The following is a 26202-nucleotide window of genomic DNA, read 5'->3' as shown; positions in this document are numbered from 1 at the left end:
CCTGCAGCGGATCAGGCGAACAGCTTGGCCAGGGCCTCGCCGGGTTCCTTGGCGCGCATGAAGGCCTCGCCCACGAGGAAGGCGTTCACGCCCGCGTCGCGCATGGTCTTCACATCGGCCGGCGAGAGGATGCCGGACTCGGTGACCAGCAGGCGGTCGGCCGGCACGTTCTTTTGCAAATCCAGCGTGGTCTGCAGCGAGACCTCGAAAGTGCGCAGGTTGCGGTTGTTGATGCCCACGAGCGGGGTCTTGAGCTGGAGGGCGCGGTCCAGCTCGGCGCCATCGTGCACCTCGACCAGCACGGCCATGTCCAGGCTGCGTGCGATGGCCTCGAAATCGGCCATCTGCGCATCGTCCAGGCAGGCCGCGATCAGCAAAACGGCGTCGGCGCCCATGGCCCGCGATTCGTAGATCTGGTAGGCATCGACCATGAAATCCTTGCGCAGCACGGGCAGCTGGCAGCTGGCGCGCGCCTGCTTGAGGTAGTCCACGCTGCCCTGGAAGAACTGCTTGTCGGTCAGCACGGAGAGGCAGGCCGCGCTCACCGTGCCGTCGCCATCGGCATAGCTCTGGGCAATGTCGGCGGGGATGAAGTCGGCGCGCAGCACGCCCTTGCTGGGGCTGGCCTTCTTGACCTCGGCGATCACGGCCGCCTGGCCCCGGGCGATCTTGGCGCGCAGCGCGCCCTCGAAGTCGCGCGTGAGCACACGGCTCTCGGCGTCGGCGCGCATCGCCGCCAGGGGCATGCGCTTGATCGCGGCGGCGACTTCTTCGTGCTTGACGGCCACGATCTTGTTGAGGATGTCACTCATGGAAAAACCTTCACGAAAAATTCAAACTGGCCATGCCAAAAATACACCACGAAGATTTCGGCACACAAGAGACCAGCATCGGCGCGGCACCGCCCCTCGCTACCGGCCTTGCACTGGCTCGAAATTCCGAAGACCAAGACGACGGTTCAAATGCTCCAAGCATTGATCAACCAATGCTTGTTCCCGCCTGGAACCCCACAGCAACGTCACGCGCGTCAAGAGAATCTTCCTGCCCACTGGCCCAGGATGCAGTATCAGGCGACAAGTGAATGTCGGACTCTTCGCTGTTGCAAAGAACTCCCAGCTTAAACGGCACCCTTCATGCAGAACGAGAGTGTCTTGCATTTTCAGGCCCCAAGGCGTGAGCGTGCGGCGTTGAAAATCCAATATCCAGCCCCGCGACTGGTTGCGCCGGAATTGATGTCGCAGTGCGATGGTTGCGCAGCCAACCAAAACCACACCAACGGACCAGAAAATGCTCCAGAGATACTGCGCCCGCAAATCCAGCGTCATCATCACCGTGGCCAGCGCCACCAATATTGACATGCCGCAAAACGGTACACCGATCGTCAACTCAGCAAGGCTACTGCCCCCGATGCTCAACGGGAGCCACGCCCTGGGTCGCTGTTCGATCAAGGCCACCCAGGCGGACAAACGGCGCAGACGTTCGAGCCCAGGAGAAGGTTTGCCAGTCACAACAAGCCCTCTGACTCAACGGGCAGGTACCAACCGGCCACCTGAACGCCGAATCCCGAGGCGTTCCACCAATTCATCCACGCACCGGTCAAGGGAGTCCATCTGCATGGACAGCGTTTCGGAATCGGAGGACTGCAGTTCCACCGCGCACAGGGTCGCTATCGGACCCGCCGCTTTGTGGCGGAACTCGACTTCGCAGGACAGTACACCGTGGTCCGGAGGGCCGGGAATGATGCCGATGGAATGTGCAAGGTCCAGTGAAATGACCGAACCGCCTCGCGCCGGCTGCAGCGTACGCTGGGTCATGTCCAGCAACCATTGCACCCGGTACGTGAAGTGCCGCACCTGCCACCAGCACATTCCCAGGCCGCTGGCAACGACCAGCGCAATGCACCACCACGCGTTGGCGATCGAGGGTTGCAGGACGAGGAGCACAACATAGCCCATCCCCCAAACGTACAGGATGTTCCATGGAGGAGCCCATGCGGGCCTCTGGTGCACTCGCTCGGGCAGGCACAGGCAGGCGTCCTCCTTCACGGCAGCCGCTAGATCATTGACGTTCCGCAACATGCGGTGCCCTTGTGCCGCCATGCGTGCTACGGCGATCAGGCCGCCAGCGCGTGCGTGCGCGTAACCAGCTGCTCCAGGCGCGCCAGCGCGGCGCCCGAGGCGATTGCGGCACGCGCCTTCTGCAGGCCGTCGGCGATGGAACTGGCCACATTGGCAGCGTACAGCGCCGCACCGGCGTTCAGGCAGACGATGTCCTGCGCGGCGCCGGGCTCACCCTTGAGCACGCCGATCAGCATCTCGCGCGACTGCTCGGGGGTGTCGACCTTGAGCGCACGGTTGCTGGACATGGACAGGCCGAAGTCCTCGGGGTGGATCTCGTACTCGGTGATCTGGCCGTTCTTCAGTTCGCCCACCAGCGTGGCGGCGCCCAGGCTGACCTCGTCCATGCCGTCGCGGCCATAGACCACGAGCGCATGCTCGGCGCCCAGGCGCTGCAGCGCGCGCACCTGGATACCGACCAGGTCGGGGTGGAACACGCCCATGAGGATGTTGGGCGCGCCGGCCGGGTTGGTCAGCGGGCCCAGGATGTTGAAGATGGTGCGCACGCCGAGTTCGCGGCGCACAGGCGCCACGTTCTTCATGGCCGGGTGGTGGTTGGGCGCGAACATGAAGCCGATGCCGACCTCGGCGATGCATTGCGCGATCGCCTCCGGCGTCAGGTTGATGTGGATGCCCAGGGCCTCCATCACGTCGGCGCTGCCGCTCTTGCTCGATACGCCACGCCCGCCGTGCTTGCTGACCTTGGCGCCGGCCGCTGCGGCCACGAACATGGAGCAGGTGGAGATGTTGAAGGTGTTGGCCCCGTCGCCGCCGGTGCCCACGATGTCCACCAAGTGCGTGCTGTCGGGCACGTGGACCTTGGTGGAGAACTCGCGCATGACCTGCGCGGCGGCCGTGATCTCGCCGATGGTTTCCTTCTTCACGCGCAGGCCGGTGATGATGGCCGCGGTCATGACGGGCGAGAGTTCGCCGCTCATGACCATGCGCATCAGGTGCAGCATCTCGTCATGGAAGATTTCGCGGTGCTCGATGGTGCGCTGCAGCGCTTCCTGGGGGGTGATGGACATGGTGAAAGTCTCCGTCTCGTCGTTGTCAGGGGGCTGGGCGGTCAGAGAACGCCAGCTTGAGGCCGAAGCCGATGAACATCGCCCCGGCGATGCGGTCGAGCCAGTGCATGCCGCGCTGCACTGCGCCCACGCGGCGCGCCATCCAGCCCGCGGCCAGGGCCCAGCCCACGTTGACAGGAATGGCGTTGAGGTTGAACAGCACCCCGAGCAGCACGAAGGCCAGGGCCTTGCTGTCCGTGCCCGGTGCAATGAACTGCGGCACGAAAGCCAGGAAGAAGATGGCGACCTTGGGGTTGAGCACATTGGTCCAGAAGCCGCCCATGAACACGCTGCGCAGCGACACGGCCGCGGCCGGCGCTGCCTGTGCCGCTGCGATGGCGGCGCCGCTGCCACCGTCGCCCGAGGCCTTGGCGAACAGCATGCGCACACCCATCCACAGCAGGTAGGCAGCCCCCACCCACTTGAGCACGGTGAAGGCCGTGGCCGACGCGGCCAGCAGCGCGCCCACGCCCACGGCGGCCGCAAAGATGTGCACGAAGCAGCCGGTGGTGATGCCCAGGCCCGCCACGATGCCCGCGCGCGTGCCCGAGCGCAGCGCGTTGGAGACGATGTAGAGCACGTCGGGCCCCGGCGTCAGATTGAGCAGCCAGCCGGCCGCGATGAACATGAGCAGTTGGTGGGTCTCGATGATCATGCCCGCGGCTCCAGGAAGTTCTTGAGCATGGCGTGGCCGTGCTCGGTGAGGATGCTCTCGGGGTGGAACTGCACGCCCTCGATGTCCAGGGTCTTGTGGCGCACGCCCATGATCTCGCCGTCGTCAGTCCATGCGGTCACGGCCAGCACCTCGGGGCAGGTGGCACGCTCGATGGACAGCGAGTGGTAGCGATTGACCGTGAACTGCTCGGGCAGGCCCGCGAAAACACCTTGCTGCGTGGTGGTGATGACGCTGGTCTTGCCGTGCATGAGCTGCTGCGCACGCACGATGGTGCCGCCAAAGGCCGCGCCGATGGCCTGGTGGCCCAGGCACACGCCCAGGATGGGCAGCTTGCCCGCGAAGTGCTGGATGGCAGCCACCGAGATGCCGGCCTCGGCCGGCGAGCAGGGGCCGGGCGAGATCACCAGCCGGTCGAGCTGGCCGGCGGCCAGGCGGGCGGCGATCTCGTCCACGGTGATCTCGTCGTTGCGGTGCACCTCGACCTCGGCACCGAGCTCGCCGAAGTACTGCACGATGTTGTAGGTGAAGCTGTCGTAGTTGTCGACCATCAAGAGTTTCATGCTGCGCTCCCTGCGGTCTGTGCGGCCGCGTCGCTGGCGTGCCCGGCGCGCAGGCGCACGAACTCGCGGTGTTCATAGGCAATGGAGGCTTCCATGACGCCCCGGTAGATGGCTTCCAGCACGTCAGGCTGGCCGCCCTGGGCCAGGGCCCGATCACGCACGCGGTCCACGATGGCCTGGATGCGCGCTTCGTCACGCACCTCTGTGTCGGCCTGCTTGATGCGCGCGGCCTGGGTCATGTAGCCCGTGCGCTGCACCAGGAGCGGCACGAGGATGTCGTCGAGCGCGTCGATCTCGCGGCGCACATCGGCCATGGTGGTGCAGTGCTGCACCTGCTCAATGCTGCGGCCGCTCATTCCAGGCCCTCCTCGACGAGTTCGGCGGCGCGCAGCAGCGCGCGGGCCTTGTGCTCGGTTTCCTTCCATTCGAGTTCGGGCACCGAGTCGGCCACCACGCCGGCGGCGGCCTGCACATAGAGCGTGCCGTTCTTCACAATGCCGGTGCGGATGGCGATGGCCACGTCCATGTCGCCCGCATAGCTCAGGTAGCCGCAGGCGCCGCCGTACAGGCCGCGCTTGGTGGGTTCGAGCTGGTCGATGAGTTCCATGGCATGCACCTTGGGCGCCCCGGTGAGCGTGCCCGCGGGGAAGGTGGCCTTGAGCACGTCGATGGCGGTCATGCCCTCGTTGAGGATGCCTTCGACGTTGCTCACGATGTGCATCACGTGGCTGTAGCGTTCCACCGCAAAGGCCTCGGTCACCTTGACGGTGCCGGTCTTGGCGATGCGTCCGATGTCGTTGCGCGCCAGGTCGATCAGCATCACGTGCTCGGCGCGCTCCTTGGGGTCGTTGGTGAGCTCGACCTCGGCCGCCTTGTCCTTCTCGGGCGTGGCGCCGCGCGGGCGCGTGCCGGCCAGCGGGCGGATGGTGATCTTCTGCCCGTCGGGCGTGCCCTCCTGGCGCACCAGGATCTCGGGGCTGGCGCCCACCACGTGGAAGTCGCCGAAGTCATAGAAGTACATGTACGGCGACGGATTCAACGAACGCAGCGCGCGGTACAGCGACAGCGGGCTTTCGGTGTAGCGCTTGTGGATGCGCTGGCCCACCTGCACCTGCATGAAATCGCCCGCGGCGATCAGCTCCTTGGCGCGGTCCACCGCGGCCAGGTAGTCGGCCTTGGCGAAATCGCGCTGGGCGGGGTGGCTCTCGGTGGGCTTGACCACGGGGGCGCTCACCGAGTACTTGAGCTGCTCCTTGAGCTCGCGCAGGCGCTTCTTGGCCTTGGCATAGGCCTCGGGCGTAGCCGGGTCGGCGTAGACGATGAGGTAGAGCTTGCCCGAGAGGTTGTCGATGACGGCCAGTTCCTCGCACTGCAGCAGCAGGATGTCGGGGCAGCCCAGGGTGTCAGGTGGGCAGGAGTTTTCGAGCTTTTTCTCGATGTAGCGCACGGCGTCGTAGCCGAAGTAGCCGGCCAGGCCGCCACAGAAGCGCGGCAGGCCGGGCCGCAGCGCGACCTTGAAGCGCTTTTGGTAGGCGGCGATGAAGTCGAGCGGGTTGCCCTCGGCGGTTTCGACCACTTGGCCGTCGGTGACGACCTCGGTGCGCGCCGCGGCGCCGAAGCCGCTGGCGCGCAGCAGGGTGCGCGCCGGCAGGCCGATGAAGCTGTAGCGCCCGAAGCGCTCGCCCCCCACCACGGATTCGAGCAGGAAGCTGTGCTTGCCGCCCTCCTTGGTGCGCGCCAGCTTCAGGTAGAGCGAGAGCGGGGTTTCCAGGTCCGCAAAGGCTTCGGCCATGAGCGGAATGCGGTTGTAGCCTTCGCCGGCCAGGCTTTTGAATTCGAGTTCAGTGATCACGGGGAGTGCTCCCAGCTGTCACAGCGCGTGAAATCCCGGCCGAATCGGCACACAAGGGGGCGCTGCGGTTCATTCAATCGGCCCCGAGAAAGGGCCACGGGTGCACGCTGGGGCCAACTGCCCAGGTGCCATCAGGCGTTCAGGCGAGCAGGCGTACGCCAGGGCCAGGCTCCCCGGTCGCTGCAACCTGTGATGAACACGTGGTGAATGAACATGGGCCAAAGTGTAGCAAAGGTCTTGGCGCTTTCGGTTTTTTCCCATGCAATCACCATGATGGACCACTCGAAAACCCTGTTGCAGCCGCGGGCCGACCTTGCAACAATTGGAAACGAACGACCGTTCTATTTTAAGAACCGAGGAGACAAGCATGAACCTGATGGAGCGATGCGCTGCATTCGCCGCCGCATGCCTGCTGGCGGGTGCCGCGGTGGCCCAGCCGATCACCGTATCCAACGTCAAGTACGAGGAAACCACCCAACTGGCCGACAGCACCCTGCAGCTCAATGGCGCCGGTGTGCGCTACAAGGCCGTGTTCAAGGTCTACACCGCCGGCCTCTACCTTGAGAAAAAGGCAGGCACCCCGCAGGAGGTCGCGGCACAGAAAGGCCCCAAGCGCATGAGCATCACCATGCTGCGCGAGATCGACTCCACCGAGCTGGGCAAGCTGTTCTCGCGCGGCATGGAGGACAACATGGACCGGGCCGCTTTCTCCAAGCTGATCCCCGGCGTGATGCGCATGAGCCAGATCTTCTCGGACCACAAGAAGCTGGTTGCGGGCGACCAGTTCCAGGTGGACTGGATCCCGGGCACGGGCACGGTGATCACGGTCAAGGGCAAGCCCCAGGGCGAGCCCTTCAAGGAACCCGAGTTCTTCAACGCCCTCTTGGGCATCTGGCTGGGCAATGCGCCGGCGGACTGGAAGCTCAAGGACGCGCTGCTGGGCAAGCCCGCCGCCTGAACCCGCGCCCCCTGCCCTCTTCCTTTCGGGAAAGCCCTAGCCGTTTCTGTCACCCGCCAGACACGGCGCCTGCCAGCCGCAGGCGTAACCTTTCAAGACCCGGCAGCCTGTGCGCGCACCACCGCAGCACGCCATGCGCCGGGCATTCTCCGCGCTACCCGCGCCCAGGAGCGACCCACCGGCCCCGTGCCTTCCGCCCCGCATCTTCGTTCGCGCCTGACTGACCACACCATGAAACACGCCAAGCTCTCCATCGGCCTGCGCCTGGGCCTGTCCTTCTCGGCCATCCTGCTCATCACCGCCCTGATCGCCGCCACCGGCATGTGGCGCATCGCCAGCTTGAACAGCGCCAGCGAACGCGTGGCCACCCAGGAAATTGAACAGCAGACCCTGGTCGAGAACTGGGCCGCCGACATCCGCCTGAACTGGGTGCGCACCGAGGCCTTCCTCAAGGCCATCGACCGCGACTACATGGACAAGCTCACGGTCGACACGCAGGCCACGGCCAAGGGCATCGAGACCAGGGTCCAGCGCATCGAGGCCCTGGTGCAGGGCGAGAAGAACCGCGCGCAGCTGGCGACCATCGCCGCGGCCAGCAAGGCCTACAACGACAAGCTCGCCGAGATCCGCGAACTGCACCGCGGCGGTGAACCCAATGTGCCCACGCTGGTGGACAAGGACCTGCGCCCCCTGGCAGACCAGTACCTCAAGGCACTGGACGACCTGCGCACGGCCATGGCCACCCAGTTGGCTGCGAGCCAGAGCGATACCGGTGCGCTGGCCCAGGCCAGCCAGGTGCTGCTGGGCGTGGGCACGCTGATCGCGGTGGCGCTGGGCGCGCTGCTGGCCTTCACGGTCACGCGCTCCATCGTGCGGCCCGTGCAACTGGGCAAGCAGGCGGCCGAGAGCATTGCCGATGGTGACCTGACCCACCCCATCACCGCCACGCGCAACGACGAGACCGGCCAGTTGCTGCAGGCCCTGGCGGCCATGCAGGAGCGGCTGGCCACCATCGTGGGCAATGTGCGCCACAGCGCCGAAGGCGTGGCCACCGCCAGTGCCGAGATTGCCTCGGGCAACAACGACCTGTCGGCACGCACCGAACAGCAGGCCTCGGCCCTCGAAGAAACCGCCGCCTCGATGGAAGAACTGGGCTCCACCGTGCGCCAGAACGCCGACAACGCGCGCCAGGCCAACCAGCTCGCGATGAGCGCATCGACCGTGGCCGTGCAGGGCGGCCAGGTGGTGGCCGAGGTGGTGGACACCATGAAGGGCATCAACGACAGCAGCAAGAAGATCGCCGACATCATCAGCGTGATCGACGGCATCGCCTTCCAGACCAACATCCTGGCATTGAACGCCGCCGTGGAAGCGGCCCGCGCGGGCGAGCAGGGCCGCGGCTTTGCCGTGGTGGCTGGCGAGGTGCGCAGCCTGGCCCAGCGCAGCGCCGAGGCCGCCAAGGAGATCAAGGGCCTGATCGGCACCAGCGTGGAGCGCGTGGAACGCGGCAGCGCCCTGGTGGACAAGGCCGGCGCCACCATGAACGAGGTGGTGGCCTCGATCCGCCGCGTGACCGACATCATGGGCGAGATCAGCGCCGCCAGCAGCGAGCAGAGCTCGGGCGTGGGCCAGGTCGGCGAGGCCATCACGCAGATGGACCAGGCCACGCAGCAGAACGCGGCACTGGTAGAGCAGAGCGCCGCCGCCGCGGACAGCTTGAAGACCCAGGCCGGCCAGTTGGTGGAGGCAGTGGCCGTGTTCCGCCTCGGCGCGGGCCATGCGGATGCAGCAACCCAGGCCGTGCCGATCGGTGCGCCGCGCGCAGCCGCCAGCAATGCCGCGCGCCTGCTGCCGGCCAGCGGTCAACGCCGCATCGCGGCCTGAAGAAACATCAGGCGCTGGCGGCCGCGAACTCCGCCAGCGCATCCACAAAGCCATCGGCATCCACGGCCCGCACGGCCTGGCCGTGGTTGTAGCCATAGGTCACAAGCACCACGGGGCAGCCGGCGGCACGCGCGGCCTGCGCATCGTTGCTCGAATCGCCCAGCATCAGCGTGCGCGCGGGCGTCGTGCCCAGGGCCTCGCAGGTCTTGAGCAGGGGCAGCGGATCGGGCTTCTTGCGCGCAAAGCTGTCGCCGCCGAAAACCTGTGCAAAGTAGCCATCGAGCCCCTTGGCCTGAAGCAGCGGCACGGCAAAGTCCGTGGGTTTGTTGGTCAGACAGGCCAGGCGCAGGCCCGCCGCCTGCAGCGCCTGCAGGCCCGCCACCACGCCGGGGTAGACCTGCGCGTACTGGCCATTGATGGCCAGGTAGTGCTTCTGGTAGCTGGCCCAGGCCGCGGGGTACAGCACCTCGACCTGCGCTGCATCGACCGCCTGGCCCTGCGATGCCAGCACATGGGCCAGCACCGAGCGCAGCAGGTGTTCCGAGCCCTTGCCCACCATGTGCTCGATGGCCTGGGCACCGATGGCCGGCAGCGCCAGCTCGCGCAGCATGCGGTTGAGTGCCTCGGCAAAATCCCCGAGCGTGTCCACCATGGTGCCGTCCAGATCCACGATGGCGGCATCCACGCGGGACAACAGGGCGGACAGAGGGGACGTTGCGGACATGCGGAGGGCTCCTTGTGTTACAGACGAAGAAAGGCCGGGCGTGGTGGCCCGGCCTGCCTGGATTTTAAAGCGTGGGTTACCGCAAGCTCAGGGTCTGGCGCTTCCACGCCGGGTCCTGCCAGCGCTGGAACAGGGGCAGTGCAGCCACATCGCCGGTCACGCGCTCGGTGGCCAGGCCTTCCAGGCGCACGATCTCGAAGCTGCGGCGGTAGCGGCCCTGGCCACGCGCCTCGCGCGCCACCAGCATCTGCTGGCCGCCAGGCACCCAGCCGGCCCATTCGGCCACACCGGTTTCGGGCGCGGTGGCGGCCGGGGGCAGCACGTCGACCAGCCAGCCTTCGGCGGTCTTGCGCATCACCCACAGCTCGCGCCAGCCTTCCAGGGGCTGCACGGCCAGGGACACGGCTGTGCCCTCGCGGTTGATGCTGGCCGAGCCGGCCCAGACCACGCCGTAGGTGCAGCGGCGCAGCAGTGGGGCCTTGGCGCCTTTTTGGGCATCGACCAGCAGCACACAGGTCTCGCCGGGAGCACCGGCCTCGGTCACGATGCCGGGGCGGCTGCCCTGGGCCGGGGGCAGGCTGGCAGGTGCCAGGGCCCAGCGCACGGCACTGACCCGCATGGCGGCGTCGTTGTAGGCGGGCTGGTCTTCATCGGGCAGGTCGTTCTTCGCGACACCGGCGAACTCGGCCAGCGCGCGCGATGCGGCTGCGGCGCTGGCAGGACCGGCGGCGTCCTTGCGCGCCTGCTGGAAGGCCAGGGCGCTCCACACGCTGGCGCGGCGCATCTGGATGCGGTTGCGCACATAGGAAGGCAGGCCGGCCACGTCCACGCGTTCGAGCACCTCGGACTGCCATTCCTGCACGCGCGCCCGTTCGTGCGCCGGCAGGTCGGGGTTCACGCACTCGGGCCGCGTGAGGGCCAGGGCGGCGCGGGCGCGCTGCTCGGCATCGGCCACGGGCATGGCCAGCACGCGGCGGAAGGCCTCGCCGTCGTAGCAGACCTGCATGCGGCCTTCGACCTCGTAGGTGGTGAAGCGCACGCCGTAGCCATTGGCCACATCGAGGTGGGCCGACAGCGTGGCCCCCGAGGCCTTGCCGGGCGTGGCGGCCGAGGCACGGCGTGCCAGGCGGTCGGCCAAGGTGCCCAGTGCATCGAAGGCCTGGGCGCCCTGCTCGCCGGCCAGCGCTTTGGCTGGGGCGGCCTGCAGGTAGGCGGCGGTGATGCCGATGCCCAGGGCCTCGGCACCGGGGGTGTCGCGCACAAAGCGCAGCACAGAGAGCAGGGCCGGCGCTTCGGCCTCGCCCTCGGCCACACGGCGCACTTCGCTGGTGCGGATGAAGCCGCCACGCTCGCGCTTGTGGTCCCAGACCTGCAGGTAGTCGAGGCGCTCGCCGCGCACTTCGAGCACCTCGCCCTGCCACAGGGCGGATTGCTGCTGGGCCGATTCGCGCGGTGCGGCGCGCAGCACGGCCTGGTCCTGCACGACGATGGCATTGCCCAGGCTGCTGGCGGGCGGTGGTTGCACCGCAGCGGTGGCGACCATGGTGGCAGCCGAAGCGACGGCCGCGACGAGGGTCAGGGTGGTGCGGTTCATGTTCATTGCTCCGTGGCTTGGGCGGCGGCGGTGTCGTCGGCACCGGTGTTGGCCTGGGCGGCGACGGCCTGGGCATTGCGGTTGCCGCCCAGCAGCGCGGCACCGATGAAGTCGCCGTTGGTCGGTGGGGGCGCGATGATGACCTGGATCTTGTCCGAGAGCTTGTCGGCCAGCGTCTTCTGGATCAGCAGCGGGTGGCGCGTGACCAGCGCGCCCTCGCGCGCCATCTGCTCGGCATTGACCTTGCCGATGCGGTCCATGCGGAAGGCCTCGGCCTCGGCCAGCTTCTGGCGCGCGTCGGCCTCGCCGTTGGCTTCGATGCGGCGGGCCTGGGCCGCGCCCTCGGCGGCCTTGACGCGGGCCACGCGCTCGGCCTCGGCTTCCAGCTGGCGCTGCTCGATCTGGCGCTGCTTGAAGGGCAGCACATGCTTCATGGCTTCTTCCTGGGCGCGGGCGGCGATGACCTGCTCGCGCGCGGCGGCCTCGGCGGCCACTTCGCGGCGCACCTTTTCGGCGCTGGCGTCCAGTTCGGTCTCCTTCACGCGCTTGTCCTTGAGCTCCAGCGTGTAGCGCATCTTCTCGGAAGCCAGCTCCTCGGCCAGCAGGCTGTCCATGCCGCGGCGGTATTCGGCGGGCAGGTCGACCTTGCCGATCTGCACATGGCGCAGCAGCACGCCGTCGGCAGCCAGGCGGGTGCGCAGCTCGGTCTCGATGATCTGCTGGATCTCGGCGCGCTTGGTGGAGAAGATCTCGCGCACCGTGTAGCGGGCGAACACCTTGTAGATCAGGCCCTGCACGGCGGGCTCGACGATCTCGGCCCCCACGTTGTCGGGCAGGCTGCCCGAACGCGAGGCCACCGTGGCCGGGTCGAGCGCATAGCGCACGCCCAGGTCCAGGCCGAAGGACAGGCCCTCGACCGACTGCAGCGGCGCGCCGCCGTTGGCCTGGCGCATCTGCTCGGGGCGGTAGGTCTGGTCACGCAGCGAGAACACGCGCACGCTGTGCAGGCCGGGCAGCACCCAGACGCTGCCATCGCGCCACTGGGTGACGGAGCCGGTGAACTGGTTCACGCGCACGCCGAGCTCGCCCTGGTCCAGGTGCTGCACGGGCGGGTTCCGGTAGACCATGGCACCCGCCGCCACCACGGCCGCGCCTGCGGCCAGGCAGGCCAGGGTGCGGCCCGAAACGCTGGGCAGGCGGCGCGGGGTGGCAGCGGCAGGCGCGGTGTCGATGGTGTCCTGCACGGCGGCGTCCAGTGTGGGGTCGGTGGGGTCGATGGGCTCGACCGGTGCGGCGTTGCGGCGCAGGGCGCGGATGATGCGGTTCCAGGTGGCTTTCATGGTGTTTCCCTCGTCAGTTCGGTGCGGTTGGTGTCTGCTCTGCGGCACCGGATTTCCGTGCTGCATTGGTGACCAATTCTTCGCATCCGCCCCGGAAGCAACAATGCGGCGGCCGCGCCAAAGCGCTCACGGCGGCCGTGCAAACGTTCCGCCCCCGGAAGAAAAACTCACACCGCCCGCCGCAGGGGGCCCGGATAATCCGTGCAGGACCACTCTTGCCCCTCAGCGCCATGACCCGCATCGCCGTGATCGAAGACGACCTGCCCACCAGCAACCAGCTGGCCGGCTGGATCCGCAGTGCGCGCAGCGGCATCGTGATCGACCAGTGGTTCACCCGCGACGAGGCCGAGGCCGCGCTGGCGCGCGAGCACTACGACGCGGTGGTGCTGGACATCGAGCTCGGTCGCGAGCGCCATGCGGGCGTGGCCCTCATCAACGCCATCAACAAGCTGCGCCAGGGCACGCCGGTGCTGGTGGTCTCGGCCATGCCGGCGGCCATCTACCGCAGCATCATGAAGGCGCTGGACGCCTGGGACTACCTGCAGAAGACGACCTTCGAGGAGGCCGATTTCATCGAGACCTTCCTCGACATCCTGCGCACCACGCAGGCGGCCACACCGGCCGCTGCCACCGCGGCCCCTGGTGATGCACTGGTGCTGGACCCGCTGTGGCAGCGCAGCCCCACCTGGCGCGGCGAGCGCATCAACCTGCCGCTCACGGCGCAGCGCATCCTGGCCACGCTGCACCAGCGCAGCGGCGAGGTGGTCTCCTACGACGAGCTGTTCGAGGTGGTCAAGAGCGGGCGCAACCGCGACAACGTGCGCAAGCACGTGAGCACCATCCGCGAGGCGCTGCGCGAGGTGGATCCGGGCTTCGAGGGCATCGAGAACGTACCCATGCGCGGTTTCCGCTGGGTGGCGAAATGAGACACCCCCCTGAGCGGCTGCGCCGCTTCCCCCCGCTCTCGCATTGCTGCGCAATGCGGGCAGGGGGACGCCGCCAGCGCGGCGGTGCGGCCCTTGCGCGGCGGCCCTGGCCTGGGCCGCGCCAGTTTCATCCGCTGCGTGCGGCGTTTTGCACGGTGGAAAATTGAAATGAAGCGCCTGCTGCGCCCCGGCCTGGAAATGCCCCGGCTCGAAATGCCGCGCCTGGGCCTGCCGGCCTTTCGCCTGCGCATCCTCGTGCGCAGCGTGTTCATCCTGCTGGCCGTGGCTACCGTGGCGCTCAGCGTGGTGCTGCTGCGCGAGGAGAAAGAGCGCGCCTGGCAGAGCTACCAGCACGGCTTTCAGCGCAGCCAGGCCGAGGTGATGGCGCGGTTGCGCCACCCCTCGGGGCAGCTGGCGCTGCTCAACTCGGCCAGCCTGGGCCAGGGCGCCACGCCGCTGGCCCCGCTGCTGCTGCCCTATTCGGCCATCGACTTCGACGACCAGAACAAGGCCCAGCAGGCGGTGGAGATGGCGGGCTGCTCGGTGCAGTACCCCGATGGCGCCTCGGTCTGCGCGGCCATCGGCAACAACCCGTATGCGGGCGGTTTCATCTACATCGTGGGCAGCTTCTATGCGGGTGAGCTGGCGGGCCGCGAGCGCGGCGCGCTGGACCTGGCGGCCGTGCACCGCGCGCGCGTGACGCTGGACATGCGCGGCACCACCAGCCGCTGGGTCGCGCCCTTCGAGGCCATGGCGCCGGCATCGGGCACGGCCGCCGGCACCCTGCCCGGCGCGCGCGGGCGGCTGACTGGTTTCGTGGACGCGGGCGGCGACCTGCTCGACGCCCGTGCGCGCCCGGTGCGCGATTTCCGCGGCTGGCTCTGGCAGAACGGCCAATGCCGCGACCTGGCAGGCGCGGTGCCCGACTGCCAGCGCCGAACCTTCTATTCCATCCGCCTGCCGGTGGAGCTGTTCCGCGAAGCCCTGTTCCGCAAGGACCAGCGCCTGGTCTGGCCGCCCGAGGACCTGGGCAGCATGCGCGTGCGCGTGGAAATGCAGGCCCCCGGCGAGGGCCCATCCCTGTTCGACAGCAACGCACCCGGCGCGCAGCCCAGTGCATCGCTCACGGACGTGACGCGCAGCCTGCTGCCCGGCGAGAAGGTGCAGGTGCGCAAGATGGGCGAGGGCGAAGAGCGTGCGCTCACCTTCAAGGGCACGGAGCTGCAGGCCGAGCCCTCGTCGCCCTGGCTGATCCGCCTGGTGAGTTGGCTGCCGCTGGACGCGCCCGATGCGCACGCCACGCCTTCGGGCCTGGACATCCTCGACACCCCCACGGGCAACTACGTGGTCACCTTCACCGGCAACCTGCGCGGGCTGGAACAGGGCCTGGCCGCCGTGGCCACGCGCATGTCCTGGTACCTGGGCGCCATGCTGACCGCGATCGCGCTGGCCTGGCTGATCGTCGAGGTCGGGCTGCTGCGCCGCGTGACCGCCCTCACCCGCCGCGCGGCCGCCGTGTCCTACAACGTGCAGGACGGGCACATCGGCCCGCGCCTCGGTGATCTGGATGTGTCGGACCTGCGCGGCTCGGACGAGCTGGGCATCCTGGCGGGCGGCCTGGCCGACCTGCTGCAACGCGTGAAGGACGATATCCAGCGCGAGCAGCTGCGCGCCCAGCAGGAGCGCGACATGTGGCACGCCGTGGGCCACGAGATCATGTCGCCGCTGCAATCGCTGATGGTGCTGCACGGCGGGCCCGGCGACCCAGGGCACCGCTATGTGCAGCGCATGCAACAGGCCGTGCATGTGCTCTACGGCACGGCCTCGCCGGCCGAGGCGCTGCAGGCGGCCGATGTGCCCCAGGGCCGGCTGGACCTGGACGCCTTTTTGCGCCACGTGGCGGACAACGCCCACTTCGCGGGCATCGCCCAGGTGGTGTACGAGGGGGGCAACACCCCCGTGGTGGTGCGCGCTGACGAGTTCGCGCTGGAGGATGTGGTGACCCACATCCTGCGCAATGCCGACCGCTACCGCCCTGCGGGCACGGCCATTACGCTCACACTCACGGCGTCGGAGTCCACGGCCAGCGCCACGCTGCACAACGTGGGGGCCACGATTGCCGAAGACCTGCTGGAGCGCATCTTCGAGCTCGGGGTGTCTGACCCCGACCTGCCCACGCCCGTGGGCGAGGGCGAACACCGGGGCCAGGGGTTGTTCGTGGCCAAGACCTACATGGCCAAGATGGGCGGCACCATCAATGCACGCAACACGGCCGACGGGGTGGCGTTCATCCTGACGTTCCAGCGGCTGGGCTGAAGTCCAGCGACAAGGCTTTGGCGCCAGGGCGGACGGTGCCGGGCGGCGCTGTCCGACAGTGCGCGGGGGGACCGGGGGCTACGCTGCACCCATACCGTTCGCACCCTGGCATGGGTGCCTCCCCCACCTGTCGCGCTCGTCGCAAGGAGCCTTTTCCATGAAACGCTTTGCCTTTGCCGCCCCCGCCCTCACCGCCACCCTGCTGGCCCTGTCCACCGCTGCCATCGCCCAGGTGCCGGCCAGCGATGCCCGGGCCCGCTACGAGCAGGAACGCCAGAAGTGCCACACCAACAACACCCAGGACAGCCTGGCCACCTGCCTGCGCGAAGCCACCAATGCGCTGGATGCCTCGCGCAAGGGCCAGTTGAGCGACCCCGGCCCGATCGCTGCCGCCAACGGCACCGACCGCTGCAATGCCTTCCAGAGCGCGCAGGAGCGCTCGGAATGCGTGCGCCGCGTCGAGAGCAGTGCCGTGAGCGGCTCGGTGGCCGGCGGCGGTGTGCTGCGCGAGTCCACGACCACCACCATCATCGTCCCAGCGCAGTGAGCGCGACGGTTGAAACTGGCACACGCGAGGCCAGTGCTCCCGCGCAAGGGCCGCCCCGCCGCGAGGGCGGCGTATCCAGCACTGGCGCTGGGAGCGTCCCCCTTCCAGGGGGAAGGCGCGAAGCGACTCAGGGGGTTACTTAAGTTCTACGCGCATGGCGTCGATGACGCCCTTGTAGTCGGGCTTGCCGAAGATGGCGCTGCCTGCCACGAAGGTGTCGGCCCCCGCATCCGCCACCCGGCGGATGTTGTCCGTCTTGATGCCGCCGTCGACTTCCAGGCGGATGTCCTTGCCCGAGGCGTCGATGCGTCGACGCACGTCCTCGATCTTGCGCAGGGCCGAATCGATGAAGCTCTGGCCACCGAAGCCGGGGTTCACGCTCATGATGAGGATCAGGTCGATGTCGTCGATCACCCAGTCCAGCACATCCAGGGGCTGGGCCGGATTGAACACCAGTCCGGGCTTGACGCCCTTGCTGCGGATGGCCTGGATGCTGCGGTGCACATGGGCCGAGGCATCGGGGTGGAAGCTGATGTAGTCGGCGCCGGCATCGGCAAAGGCGGCGGCCAGGGCGTCCACGGGCTCGATCATCAGGTGCACATCCACCGGAACGGCGGTTCCGTCAGCGGTCTTGGCATGCGGCTTGAGCGCCTGGCACACCATGGGGCCGAAAGTGAGGTTGGGCACGTAGTGGTTGTCCATCACGTCGAAGTGGATCCAGTCCGCTCCGGCGGCAATGACGTTGCGCACTTCTTCGCCCAGGCGGGCAAAATCGGCGGAGAGGATCGAGGGGGCTATGCGGAAAGGTCGGCTCATGCACCGATTGTCGCAGTTACCATTCGCCCATGCCAAAGTACCAGTTTGACGTGCAGGTGCAGCCCGAGTACCTGCCGGAGCAATCCGCGCCGGAGACGGGGGTGTTCAGCTTCGCCTACACCATCACCATCACCAACGCCGGGGAGGCCCCTGCGCAGCTGATCTCGCGCCACTGGATCATCAGCGACTCGCGCGGCCACACCGAGGAGGTCAAGGGCCTGGGCGTGGTGGGGCACCAGCCCCTGCTCAAGCCGGGTGAATCCTTCCAGTACACCAGCGGCTGCCGGCTGCGCACGGCCAGCGGCACCATGCATGGCACCTTCCACTGCGTGGGTGAGGAGGGTGAGCCCTTCGACACCCCGATCGACCTGTTCATGCTGGAGGCCATCCAGCAGGGCCCCTCGGGCCAGCCGCTGTCGGGCCGGGTGCTGCATTGAGCCGCACGCCCGACCTGGCCAGCATCCTGGCGCAACTGGACCCGGCCGCCGACACGGCCCAGCGCCACCTGTGGCTGATCGGCCTGCTCGGCTGGGTGCGCGGCAAGCGCGACTCCGTGCCGGGCGCCATCGCACGGCTGCAGCTCTTTCTGGACGCGGCCGAAGCCCGCCCCGAGGTGCAGGCCAGGCTCCAGGCCTGGTGGGCGGCGCTGGTGGACACGGTGGACATCACCACCTTGCTGGCCGACTTCGGCTTTGCGCCGCGCACGGCGCTGGCCAGCGAGGTGGCCGAGCGCCTGCGCACCAAGCTGCTGCCGGCCAGCCCCGAGACCATCGATGCGTCGGAACTGTTCATGCTGGCCCTGCCCGGGGAGTTCGATGCGCAGTGGGTGGCGGCGCTCGAGGAAGCCCAGCTCGCGCGCCTGGTGCGCCTGCTGGCCCCCACGGACACGGGCGGCGCCTCGCGCTGGCACAAGGCGCTGCTCGATGCCATCACCTACTGCGCGGGGCAGATCCTCTCGACCGGCTTTGCGCCCGAGCTGCGCCTGCGCATGAGCGAGGCGGCGCGCGAGTCCCAGCCCTTCCACGCGCTGATCCACGACGTGGAAAGCCTGCGTGTGGAGGTACTGCATGGCCTGCGCACACCCGAGCGGCTCGACGCCGCGGTGCAGCGCCTGCGCGATCGCCTGGAGGCCTGCCGCGCCGCGGCCGCCACGGTCTACACGCATTTCGAGGACAACGGCATCTCGGTGGGCCTGGTGTTCCGCCTGCGCCAGCTGCGCGAGCGCATCCTGCGCGTGCGCCTGCTGCTCGACTGCCTGCTGTCGCCCCAGCCCGCGCTGACGGCCGCCAGGCTCATGGCCAGCCTGGTGCTGGTGGGGCAGGAGCGGCGCAGCCTGCGCGCGCTGTTCGCCTCCAACTCGTCGCTGCTCGCGGCCAAGGTGGCCGAGCGCAGCGCCGAGACGGGCGAGCACTACATCACCCGCACGGGCGCCGAGTACCGCTCCATGGTGCAGAAGGCCGCGGGCGGCGGGGCCCTGATGGCCTTCACCACGCTGGCCAAGTTCGGCCTGTATGCGCTGGCACTGTCGGCCTTCTGGGGTGGCTTCTGGGCCGGCGTGAACTACGCCGTGACCTTCGTGTTGATCCAGCTGCTGCACCTCACGGTGGCCACCAAGCAGCCCGCGATGACGGCACCGGCCATGGCGGCCAAGCTCAAGGAGCTCGGGGCCAGCGATGCCATCGAGTCCTTCGTGGACGAAATCACGCACCTGGTGCGCTCGCAGGTGGCGGCTGTGCTGGGCAACGTGCTGGTGGTGTTTCCAGCCGTGCTGGCGCTGGCCTGGCTGATCGCCCAGGCCACCGGCGCACCGGCCATCACGCACCGGCAGGCCGAGCATGTGTTCGAGTCGCTGCACCTGCTCGGGCCCTCGCTGTTCTTCGCCGCTTTCACCGGGGTGCTGCTGTTCGTGGCCAGCATCATCGCGGGCTGGACCGAGAACTGGTTCGTGCTGCACCGGCTCGATTCGGCCATGCGCTACAACCCGCGCATCACAGGCCTGCTGGGCCAGGCCCGTGCAGCGCGCTGGGCCCAGTTCCTGCGCGAGAACATCTCGGGCTTTGCGGCCAACATCTCACTGGGCTTCATGCTCGGCCTGGTGCCCGCGATCGCGGGCTTCTTCGGCCTGGGGCTGGATGTGCGCCATGTGACCCTGTCCACCGGGCAGATCGGCGCAGCCCTGGCCTCGCTGGGCCCGCCCACACTGCACATGCCTGCCTTCTGGTGGGCCGTGGCGGCCATTCCGTTGATCGGTGCACTCAACGTCACGGTGAGCTTCTACCTCGCGTTCAGCGTGGCACTGCGTGCGCAGAACGTGAGCGGCGTGGACCGCTCGCGCATCTACGCCGCCATCCGCCAGCGGCTGCGCTCGGCCCCCTTGAGCTTCTTCATGCCGGGGCGGGGACGTTCGGCAACCGGCTGAAACACACGGACACCGGGCGCCCACAGCTTCTTACAAAGCTCGAAACTGTCCTACAAGAAGCCGCTGCAGCGGCAGTTAAATTAGGCGCACCCTGGCAGACCACGGTGCTTCGGCAAAACCGAAGCGGATCCTGTGGCCTTTGCCGGGTACGTTAAGGTAACGGCGCACCAGCGGCGCTCCGCTGGGTCATGGCTGTGCACCACGCCGCGCCGCACGGATGTGATCTGGCCGGTAGCGCACGGCATGCCACCACCTTCGCCGTGGCGCCATGCCGCACAAGAATCAACCCGCGGGTGCCTCCGGTGCCCGCGCCATGCAGGGGTCACATGACATGAATGAAATCCTGAGCTTCTGGGCGCAATGGCTGCGCCCCTCGGCCGGGCTCCCCACGGTGCAATGGTCCCTGCTGCTGGCCGTGGCCGCGGTGGCGGGCTACCTGTGCCAGCGCCACACGGGCCTGCCCAAGGTGGTGGGCTACTCGCTGGTGGGCACGGCCGCGGGCCTGGCCGGCTTCAGCGGCGCGCTGTGGCCACTGCAGGGCATCGGCCTGTTCCTGCTGGAGCTGGGCATTGCGCTGGTGCTGTTCGAATGCGGCGGGCGCATTCCGCTGCGCTGGTTCCGCCACAACCCCATGGTGCTGGTGCAGAGCATCGCCGAGTCGGTGCTGACCTATTTCGCCGTGTACTGGGTGCTGGTCTGGCTCAACCAGCCCACGCAGGTCGCAGGCCCCCTGGCCCTGGTGGCGCTGGCGGCTTCGCCGGCCGTGCTCACCCGCGTGGTGGCCGACACGCGGGCCGCCGGACCGGTGACGGAGCGCGCCATCGTGCTCGCCACCCTGTCCACCCTGTACGCACTGACCCTGGGCAGCGCCCGGGCCGAGCAGATCAACCGCCAGAGCCTGACGCTCATCGACACCATGTACCCGGTGATCGTGGTGCTCGGCGTCTCGGTGGTGGTGGCGGCCGCGCTGGCGCTGGTGATGCGCATGGCGCTGCGCTTCATGAGCCCCACGAGCGAGAACACCTCCATGCTGCTGCTGGCGCTGATCGCGGCCGGCACGGCCGTGGCCGCGCACATGGGCGGCTCGGCCCCGCTGGCCGCGCTGCTGGGCGGCATCCTGCTCAAGCAGGTCAACCCGCGCCCCTGGGCCTGGCCCCGGCAACTGGGCAATGCGTCCTCGCTGCTCACCATGCTGATGTTCGTGCTGGTCTCCACCGTGGCCGCGCAGGCCGACTGGAGCGGCCCGGTAGCCGGCGTGGTGCTGGCCCTGATCGCCGTGCGCCTGGTGGCCAAGGTGCTGGGCGTGGCACTGGGCAACGTGGGCAGCGGCGCGAGTTGGCGCCAGGCCCTGTGGGTGGGCGGCGCGATGACGCCCATGTCGTCCATCGCCCTCCTCATCGCCTCGCAGTTCGTGGTGGCATCGGCGTCCACCGGCCACCTGATTGCCCGTGTGGCGCTGCCCGCCATCCTGCTCATGGAGGTGCTGGGCGCCGTGATCGCCACCGTGGCCATCTACCGTGCGGGCGAAAGCTCGAAACCCTGGGCACCACTGTCGGGTAACGCCGCCAGCAGCAACGGAGACACCGCGTGAGCCTTGAAGCCTTCAACCATTCCGAACCGCTGACCTTGGGCGTCGAGCTGGAGCTGCAGCTCGTCAACACCAACGACTACGACCTCGCGCCCTATGCCGAGGACATGCTGCGCCTGATGCACAAGACTCCGCTGCCCGGCAGCGTGGTGCCCGAGATGACGAACAGCATGATCGAAGTCTCCACGGGCATCTGCCACTCGGCCAGCGAGGTGCTGGGCCAGCTCACGCCGATCCGCGATGCGCTGGTGAAAAGCGCCGACAAGCTCAACATCGCCGTGGTGGGGGGCGGCACGCACCCCTTCCAGCAGTGGCACGAGCGGCGCATCTACGACAAGCCGCGCTTTCGCGAGCTGTCGGAGCTGTACGGCTACCTGTCCAAGCAATTCACCATCTTCGGCCAGCACGTGCACATCGGTTGCCCCGATGCCAATGCCGCGCTGCTCATGCTGCACCGCATGTCGCGCTACATCCCGCACTTCATCGCGCTGTCGGCGTCGAGCCCCTATGTGCAGGGGCAGGACACGGCCTTCGACTCGGCGCGGCTGAACTCGGTGTTCGCCTTCCCGCTGTCAGGCCGCGCGCCATTCGCGCTGACCTGGGAGGACTTCACGGCCTACTTCGACAAGATGACGCGCACCGGCGTGGTCAAGAGCATGAAGGACTTCTACTGGGACATCCGCCCCAAGCCCGAGTTCGGCACCATCGAGATCCGCGTGTTCGACACGCCGCTGACCATCGAGCGTGCCGCCGCGCTGGCGGGCTATGTGCAGTCGCTGGGTGCCTGGTTCCTCGCGGACCAGCCCTTCATGCCCGAAGAGGACGATTACCTGGTCTACACCTACAACCGCTTCCAGGCCTGCCGCTTCGGCATGGATGCCGTGTACGTGGACCCCTCCACCGGCGACCACATGCCGCTGCGCGAGCACATCATGATGACCATGGACAAGATCGCCAGCCATGCCGCCATGCAGGGCGCGGCCAATGCCATGCACATGCTGCGCACCGAGACCGAGGCCGGCCAGAACGACGCACGCTGGCTGCGCGAACGCCAGCGCGAGGAACAGCTGCTGGCCGAAGTCAGCCGCCAGGCGGCGCAGCGCTTTCGCGGCGCGCCGGCCTGATTCTTCACCTCCAGTTAAAGGCGGGTTAACTTCCCGCCCGCGCGCCAGGAACCTGTGACTTCATGATGGTGCCATGCACCGCAGCAACCGACTGCGGGCTTCCCCACCCGGGGAAACACCACCAGGAGACAGGACCATGACCACCCCTCTTCGCTCGTGCGGGGCGCTGACGGCACTCGCCGCCGCCACGTTCGCCCTGGGCCTTGCCGCCCCGTTCACCGCATCTGCCCAGGCCTGGCCCGGCAAGCCCATCAGCCTGGTCGTGCCCTTCCCGCCCGGCGGCAGTTCCGACGTGCTGGCCCGCGCGCTGACGGACCGGCTCGGCCAGGCCCTGGGCCAGCCCGTGATCGTGGAGAGCCGGCCGGGTGCCGGTGCCACGCTGGGTGCGGACTATGTTTCCAAGGCCAAGGCGGACGGCCACACCCTGCTCATGGGCGCGGTGCACCACACCATTGCCACCAGCGTGTACCGCAAGCTGCCCTACGATTTCGAAAAGAGCTTCGCGCCCATCACCACGGTGGCGCTGGTGCCCAACGTGCTGGTGGTGAACGCCAAGTCCACCGCCACCGATGTGAAGGGCGTCATCGCCCTGGCCAAGGCCGCGCCGGGCAAATTCTCGTATGGGTCCAACGGCAACGGCACGGTGCAGCACCTGATCGGCACGCAGTTCGCAAGCCTGGCCGGCGTGGACCTGCTGCACGTGCCCTACAAGGGCAGTGCGCCGCTGACCACCGACCTGCTGGGCGGCCAGATCGACGTGTCGTTCGACACCCTGACCCCGGTGCTGCAGCACATCAAGGCGGGCAAGCTGCGCGCCGTGGCGGTGACCACGGGCAAGCGCTCCACCACCCTGCCCGAAGTACCCACGCTTGCGGAATCGGGCATGAGGGATTTCGACCAAGGCACCTGGTTCGGCATCCTGGCGCCGGCCGGCACACCCAAGGAAGTGGTCACGCGGCTGAACACCGAGCTCGTGAAGATCATCCAGTCGCCCGACTTCAAGAAGCGCATGGAGGAGATCGGCGCCGAGCCCATCGGCAACACGCCCGCCGAGATGGAAGCACAGATCCGCAACGACACGGCCAAGTACGCCCGACTGGTGAAGGAGGCAAAGGTCGCGATCGATTGAGAACGTGTCTACGGTCTTTTCGCGGCCCTGAAAAGACCGTAAACACGTTCTGCGGCGCACGGGAACCGGGCGCCTTGCCGCATCCACCGCACAGGGTGGCAGGCTCTCACAGGGCCAGCCCCCTGTTTCACTCGATGAGGATCGCGCGGAAGTCGTTGACGTTGGTGAGCGTGGGCCCGGTCACCAGGGCATCGCCCAGGGCCCCGAAGAAGCCATGGCCATCGTTGTCGTCCAGCCTGTCGCGGGCGTTCATGCCCAAGGCGCGGGCGCGCGCGAGCGTATCGGGCGAGAGCGTGGCGCCAGCGATCTCCTCCTGGCCGTCCACCCCGTCGGTGTCGCCGGCCAGGGCGTGGATGCCGGGTTCACCATCGAGGGCCAGCGCCAGGGCGAGCAGGAACTCCACATTGCGCCCGCCACGCCCCTGGCCGCGCAGGGTCACGGTGGTCTCGCCGCCCGAGAGCAGCACACAGGGCGCGGCCACCGGCTGTCCGCGCCGCGCCACCTGCAGCGCGATACCCGCATGCACCTTGGCCACGTCACGCGACTCGCCTTCGATGGCATCGCCCAGGATATGGGCCTGCCAGCCGGCCTCGCGTGCCACCGCGGCCGCAGCCTCCAGCGCCATCTGCGGTGTGCAGACAAAGTGGGTCTCGATCGCGGGGAGATCGGTATCGCCGGGTTTGGGCGTTTCGCCCGCGCCGCTGGCCAACAGGTCGAGTGCGGCCGGTGGCATAGCGATGCCGTAGCGGCGCACGATGGAAAAGGCATCGGCACAGGTGCTCAGGTCCGGCACCGTGGGGCCGGAGGCGATGTCGGCCGGGTCGTCGCCCGGCACGTCCGAGAGCAGCAGGTTCACCACGCGCGCCGGTGCGCAGGCACGCGCCAGCCGCCCGCCCTGGATGGCCGAGAGGTGGCGCCGCACGCAGTTCATCTCGGCAATGCTGGCGCCGCTGGCCAACAGGCTGCGGCCAATGGCCTGCTGGTCGGCCAGCGTGATGCCGGGCAGGGCCAGCGGCAGCAGCGCGGAGCCGCCACCGGAGATCAGGCACAGCACCAGGTCCTCAGCCGTGAGGCCGGCGACCTGGGCCAGCATGCGGCGCGCGGCGGCCTCGCCCGCTGCGTCGGGCACAGGGTGCGCGGCTTCGAGGATCGCTATGCGCTCGCAGGGCACGGCGTGGCCGTAGCGTGTGACGACCAGGCCCGACAGCGGGCCGGGCCAGTGGTCCTCCACCGCGCGGGCCATGGCGGCCGAGGCCTTGCCCGCGCCGATGACCACCAGCCGCCCCAGGGGCGGTGCAGGCAGGTGTGGTGGAACGCACAGCGCCGGCTGGGCGGCGGCCACTGCGGCCGCAAACATGCGGCGCAGCAGCGCCTGCGGGGGTTCCCCGTTCATCGTCGTACTCCCATTTCGGCGGCGTGCTGCCGCCCCTTGTCACAAGCCTTGTCACGCGGCCTTGCGTTCAGGCTGTGCAGCCAGGTGCGCGCAGACAGCGGCCGTCACCTGGGCCGTGGTCGCCGTGCCGCCCAGGTCGCGGGTGTGCAGGGCCGGGTCGGCCGTCACGGCTTCCACGACCGCCATCACCCGCCGGGCCGCGGCCTGCTCACCCAGGTGCTCGAGCAGCATCACCACCGACCAGAAGGTGCCCACCGGGTTGGCCAGGCCCTGGCCCATGATGTCGAAAGCCGAGCCATGGATGGGCTCGAACATCGAGGGATAGCGGCGCTCGGGGTCGATGTTGCCGGTGGGCGCGATGCCCAGGCTGCCGGCCAGCGCGGCGGCCAGGTCGCTCAGGATGTCGGCATGCAGGTTGGTGGCGACGATGGTGTCCAGCGTGGCCGGGCGGTTGACCATGCGCGCCGTGGCGGCGTCGACCAGTTCCTTGTCCCACTTCACGTCGGGGAACTCCTGGGCGATCTGCACCGCGATCTCGTCCCACATCACCATGGCATGGCGCTGGGCGTTGCTCTTGGTGACCACGGTGAGCAGCTTGCGCGGCCGCGACTGGGCCAGGCGGAAGGCAAAGCGCATGATGCGCTCGACCCCGGCGCGCGTCATCATCGACACGTCGGTGGCCGCCTCGATGGGATGGCCCTGGTGCACGCGCCCGCCGACGCCGGCGTACTCGCCCTCGGAGTTCTCGCGCACGATGACCCAATCGAGGTCGCGCGGGCCGCAGCGCTTGAGCGGGCCATCGATGCCCGGCAGGATGCGCGTGGGCCGCACGTTGGCGTACTGATCGAAGCCCTGGCAGATCTTCAGGCGCAGGCCCCAGAGCGTGATGTGGTCGGGGATGTGCGGGTCGCCGGCCGAGCCGAACAGGATGGCGTCCTTGCCGCGCAGAGCGTCCAGGCCGTCGGCGGGCATCATCACGCCGTGGGCGCGGTAGTAGTCGCCGCCCCAGCCGAAGTCCTCGAACTCGAAGCGGAAGGCCGATTGCGTGGCCGCCAGGGCCTGCAGCACCTGCTGGCCGGCGGGCACGACCTCCTTGCCGATGCCGTCGCCGGGAATGGTGGCGATCTGGTATGTCTTCATGGCGTGTCTCCGTGCATGGTTTCAATGGATGG

Annotated in this window: 24 protein-coding genes; 10 read left to right on the top strand and 14 right to left on the bottom strand. The window is 68.5% G+C overall.

The window, feature by feature from the left end; translation table 11 throughout:
• Positions 1 to 11 precede the first annotated feature (11 nt).
• The 8 genes from trpC to trpE form a co-directional block, all read right to left on the bottom strand.
• Entirely contained in the window at positions 12 to 812 is an 801-nt protein-coding gene (trpC, locus tag HNP48_RS19765; RefSeq protein ID WP_184860193.1) for an indole-3-glycerol phosphate synthase TrpC, read from the bottom strand.
• A gap of 99 nt (positions 813 to 911) precedes the next feature.
• A complete protein-coding gene (locus HNP48_RS19760; RefSeq protein ID WP_184860191.1) occupies positions 912 to 1385 on the bottom strand; it encodes a hypothetical protein in 474 nt (157 codons plus the stop codon).
• A gap of 138 nt (positions 1386 to 1523) precedes the next feature.
• On the bottom strand, positions 1524 to 2078 hold the full coding sequence (locus HNP48_RS19755) for a hypothetical protein (RefSeq protein WP_184860189.1): 555 nt from the start codon (positions 2076 to 2078) through the stop codon (positions 1524 to 1526).
• Between the two features lie 35 nt (positions 2079 to 2113).
• Positions 2114 to 3145, bottom strand: a complete 1032-nt coding sequence (gene trpD / locus HNP48_RS19750) for an anthranilate phosphoribosyltransferase (protein WP_184860186.1) — start codon at positions 3143 to 3145, stop codon at positions 2114 to 2116.
• Positions 3146 to 3170: 25 nt separating this feature from the next.
• The gene (locus HNP48_RS19745) at positions 3171 to 3839 is read right to left on the bottom strand and encodes a LysE family translocator (RefSeq protein WP_184860184.1); all 669 of its coding nucleotides are present in this window, start codon (positions 3837 to 3839) and stop codon (positions 3171 to 3173) included.
• Positions 3836 to 4420 (bottom strand): aminodeoxychorismate/anthranilate synthase component II, encoded by a 585-nt coding sequence (locus HNP48_RS19740; protein ID WP_184860182.1) that lies wholly within the window; start codon positions 4418 to 4420, stop codon positions 3836 to 3838. Before HNP48_RS19740 ends, HNP48_RS19745 begins: the two co-directional genes overlap by 4 nt.
• Positions 4417 to 4776, bottom strand: coding sequence for a chorismate mutase (locus tag HNP48_RS19735; protein WP_184860180.1), 360 nt, complete (start codon positions 4774 to 4776; stop codon positions 4417 to 4419). The genes HNP48_RS19740 and HNP48_RS19735 overlap by 4 nt, the downstream gene beginning before the upstream one ends.
• Positions 4773 to 6272: an anthranilate synthase component I gene (gene trpE, locus HNP48_RS19730; protein WP_184860178.1), complete on the bottom strand. Its 1500-nt coding sequence runs from the start codon at positions 6270 to 6272 to the stop codon at positions 4773 to 4775. The genes HNP48_RS19735 and trpE overlap by 4 nt, the downstream gene beginning before the upstream one ends.
• 367 nt (positions 6273 to 6639) lie before the next feature.
• Here trpE and HNP48_RS19725 point away from each other — a divergent pair, with 367 nt between their 5' ends.
• Entirely contained in the window at positions 6640 to 7230 is a 591-nt protein-coding gene (locus HNP48_RS19725; protein ID WP_184860176.1) for a chalcone isomerase family protein, read from the top strand.
• A 231-nt stretch (positions 7231 to 7461) separates the two neighbouring features.
• A complete protein-coding gene (locus HNP48_RS19720; protein ID WP_184860174.1) occupies positions 7462 to 9114 on the top strand; it encodes a methyl-accepting chemotaxis protein in 1653 nt (550 codons plus the stop codon).
• A 7-nt stretch (positions 9115 to 9121) separates the two neighbouring features.
• Here the strand turns inward: HNP48_RS19720 and HNP48_RS19715 are convergent, their stop codons facing one another.
• The 3 genes from HNP48_RS19715 to HNP48_RS19705 form a co-directional block, all read right to left on the bottom strand.
• Positions 9122 to 9838, bottom strand: coding sequence for a phosphoglycolate phosphatase (locus HNP48_RS19715; RefSeq protein WP_184860172.1), 717 nt, complete (start codon positions 9836 to 9838; stop codon positions 9122 to 9124).
• Positions 9839 to 9914: 76 nt separating this feature from the next.
• Complete coding sequence (locus HNP48_RS19710; RefSeq protein ID WP_184860631.1) at positions 9915 to 11381, bottom strand: hypothetical protein; 1467 nt, start codon at positions 11379 to 11381, stop codon at positions 9915 to 9917.
• 53 nt (positions 11382 to 11434) lie between these two features.
• Positions 11435 to 12772: an SPFH domain-containing protein gene (locus tag HNP48_RS19705; RefSeq protein ID WP_184860170.1), complete on the bottom strand. Its 1338-nt coding sequence runs from the start codon at positions 12770 to 12772 to the stop codon at positions 11435 to 11437.
• A gap of 230 nt (positions 12773 to 13002) precedes the next feature.
• Here HNP48_RS19705 and HNP48_RS19700 point away from each other — a divergent pair, with 230 nt between their 5' ends.
• From HNP48_RS19700 to HNP48_RS19690, 3 genes are all read left to right on the top strand, one after another.
• The gene (locus HNP48_RS19700; RefSeq protein ID WP_184860168.1) at positions 13003 to 13698 is read left to right on the top strand and encodes a response regulator transcription factor; all 696 of its coding nucleotides are present in this window, start codon (positions 13003 to 13005) and stop codon (positions 13696 to 13698) included.
• A gap of 168 nt (positions 13699 to 13866) precedes the next feature.
• Complete coding sequence (locus HNP48_RS19695) at positions 13867 to 16014, top strand: HAMP domain-containing sensor histidine kinase (RefSeq protein WP_184860166.1); 2148 nt, start codon at positions 13867 to 13869, stop codon at positions 16012 to 16014.
• 157 nt (positions 16015 to 16171) lie between these two features.
• A complete protein-coding gene (locus HNP48_RS19690) occupies positions 16172 to 16561 on the top strand; it encodes a hypothetical protein (protein ID WP_184860164.1) in 390 nt (129 codons plus the stop codon).
• Positions 16562 to 16696: 135 nt separating this feature from the next.
• On the opposite strand, the gene rpe is transcribed toward HNP48_RS19690, so the two are convergent.
• Positions 16697 to 17377: a ribulose-phosphate 3-epimerase gene (gene rpe / locus HNP48_RS19685; RefSeq protein ID WP_184860162.1), complete on the bottom strand. Its 681-nt coding sequence runs from the start codon at positions 17375 to 17377 to the stop codon at positions 16697 to 16699.
• Between the two features lie 29 nt (positions 17378 to 17406).
• Here rpe and apaG point away from each other — a divergent pair, with 29 nt between their 5' ends.
• From apaG to HNP48_RS19660, 5 genes are all read left to right on the top strand, one after another.
• Positions 17407 to 17814, top strand: coding sequence for a Co2+/Mg2+ efflux protein ApaG (gene apaG, locus HNP48_RS19680; RefSeq protein ID WP_184860160.1), 408 nt, complete (start codon positions 17407 to 17409; stop codon positions 17812 to 17814).
• Positions 17811 to 19796: a site-specific recombinase gene (locus tag HNP48_RS19675; protein WP_184860158.1), complete on the top strand. Its 1986-nt coding sequence runs from the start codon at positions 17811 to 17813 to the stop codon at positions 19794 to 19796. The genes apaG and HNP48_RS19675 overlap by 4 nt, the downstream gene beginning before the upstream one ends.
• A gap of 331 nt (positions 19797 to 20127) precedes the next feature.
• Complete coding sequence (locus HNP48_RS19670; RefSeq protein ID WP_184860156.1) at positions 20128 to 21387, top strand: cation:proton antiporter; 1260 nt, start codon at positions 20128 to 20130, stop codon at positions 21385 to 21387.
• Positions 21384 to 22508 carry a YbdK family carboxylate-amine ligase gene (locus HNP48_RS19665; protein WP_184860154.1) on the top strand — a complete coding sequence of 375 codons (1125 nt, stop codon included), beginning with the start codon at positions 21384 to 21386 and terminating at the stop codon, positions 22506 to 22508. Before HNP48_RS19670 ends, HNP48_RS19665 begins: the two co-directional genes overlap by 4 nt.
• Before the next feature lie 136 nt (positions 22509 to 22644).
• Positions 22645 to 23637, top strand: coding sequence for a tripartite tricarboxylate transporter substrate binding protein (locus tag HNP48_RS19660; protein ID WP_184860152.1), 993 nt, complete (start codon positions 22645 to 22647; stop codon positions 23635 to 23637).
• Between the two features lie 127 nt (positions 23638 to 23764).
• Here HNP48_RS19660 and HNP48_RS19655 read toward each other — a convergent pair whose 3' ends face one another.
• Both HNP48_RS19655 and HNP48_RS19650 read right to left on the bottom strand, forming a co-directional pair.
• Positions 23765 to 25030 (bottom strand): glycerate kinase, encoded by a 1266-nt coding sequence (locus HNP48_RS19655; protein WP_184860150.1) that lies wholly within the window; start codon positions 25028 to 25030, stop codon positions 23765 to 23767.
• A gap of 51 nt (positions 25031 to 25081) precedes the next feature.
• Positions 25082 to 26170 carry a tartrate dehydrogenase gene (locus HNP48_RS19650; RefSeq protein WP_184860148.1) on the bottom strand — a complete coding sequence of 363 codons (1089 nt, stop codon included), beginning with the start codon at positions 26168 to 26170 and terminating at the stop codon, positions 25082 to 25084.
• Positions 26171 to 26202 lie beyond the last annotated feature (32 nt).

The sequence above is a fragment of the Acidovorax soli genome (assembly GCF_014207955.1).
In the GTDB taxonomy this organism is placed as follows: domain Bacteria; phylum Pseudomonadota; class Gammaproteobacteria; order Burkholderiales; family Burkholderiaceae_C; genus Acidovorax; species Acidovorax soli_A.
The sequence above is the reverse complement of the archived record's forward strand: the minus strand, read 5'-3'. Positions and strand labels throughout refer to the sequence as shown.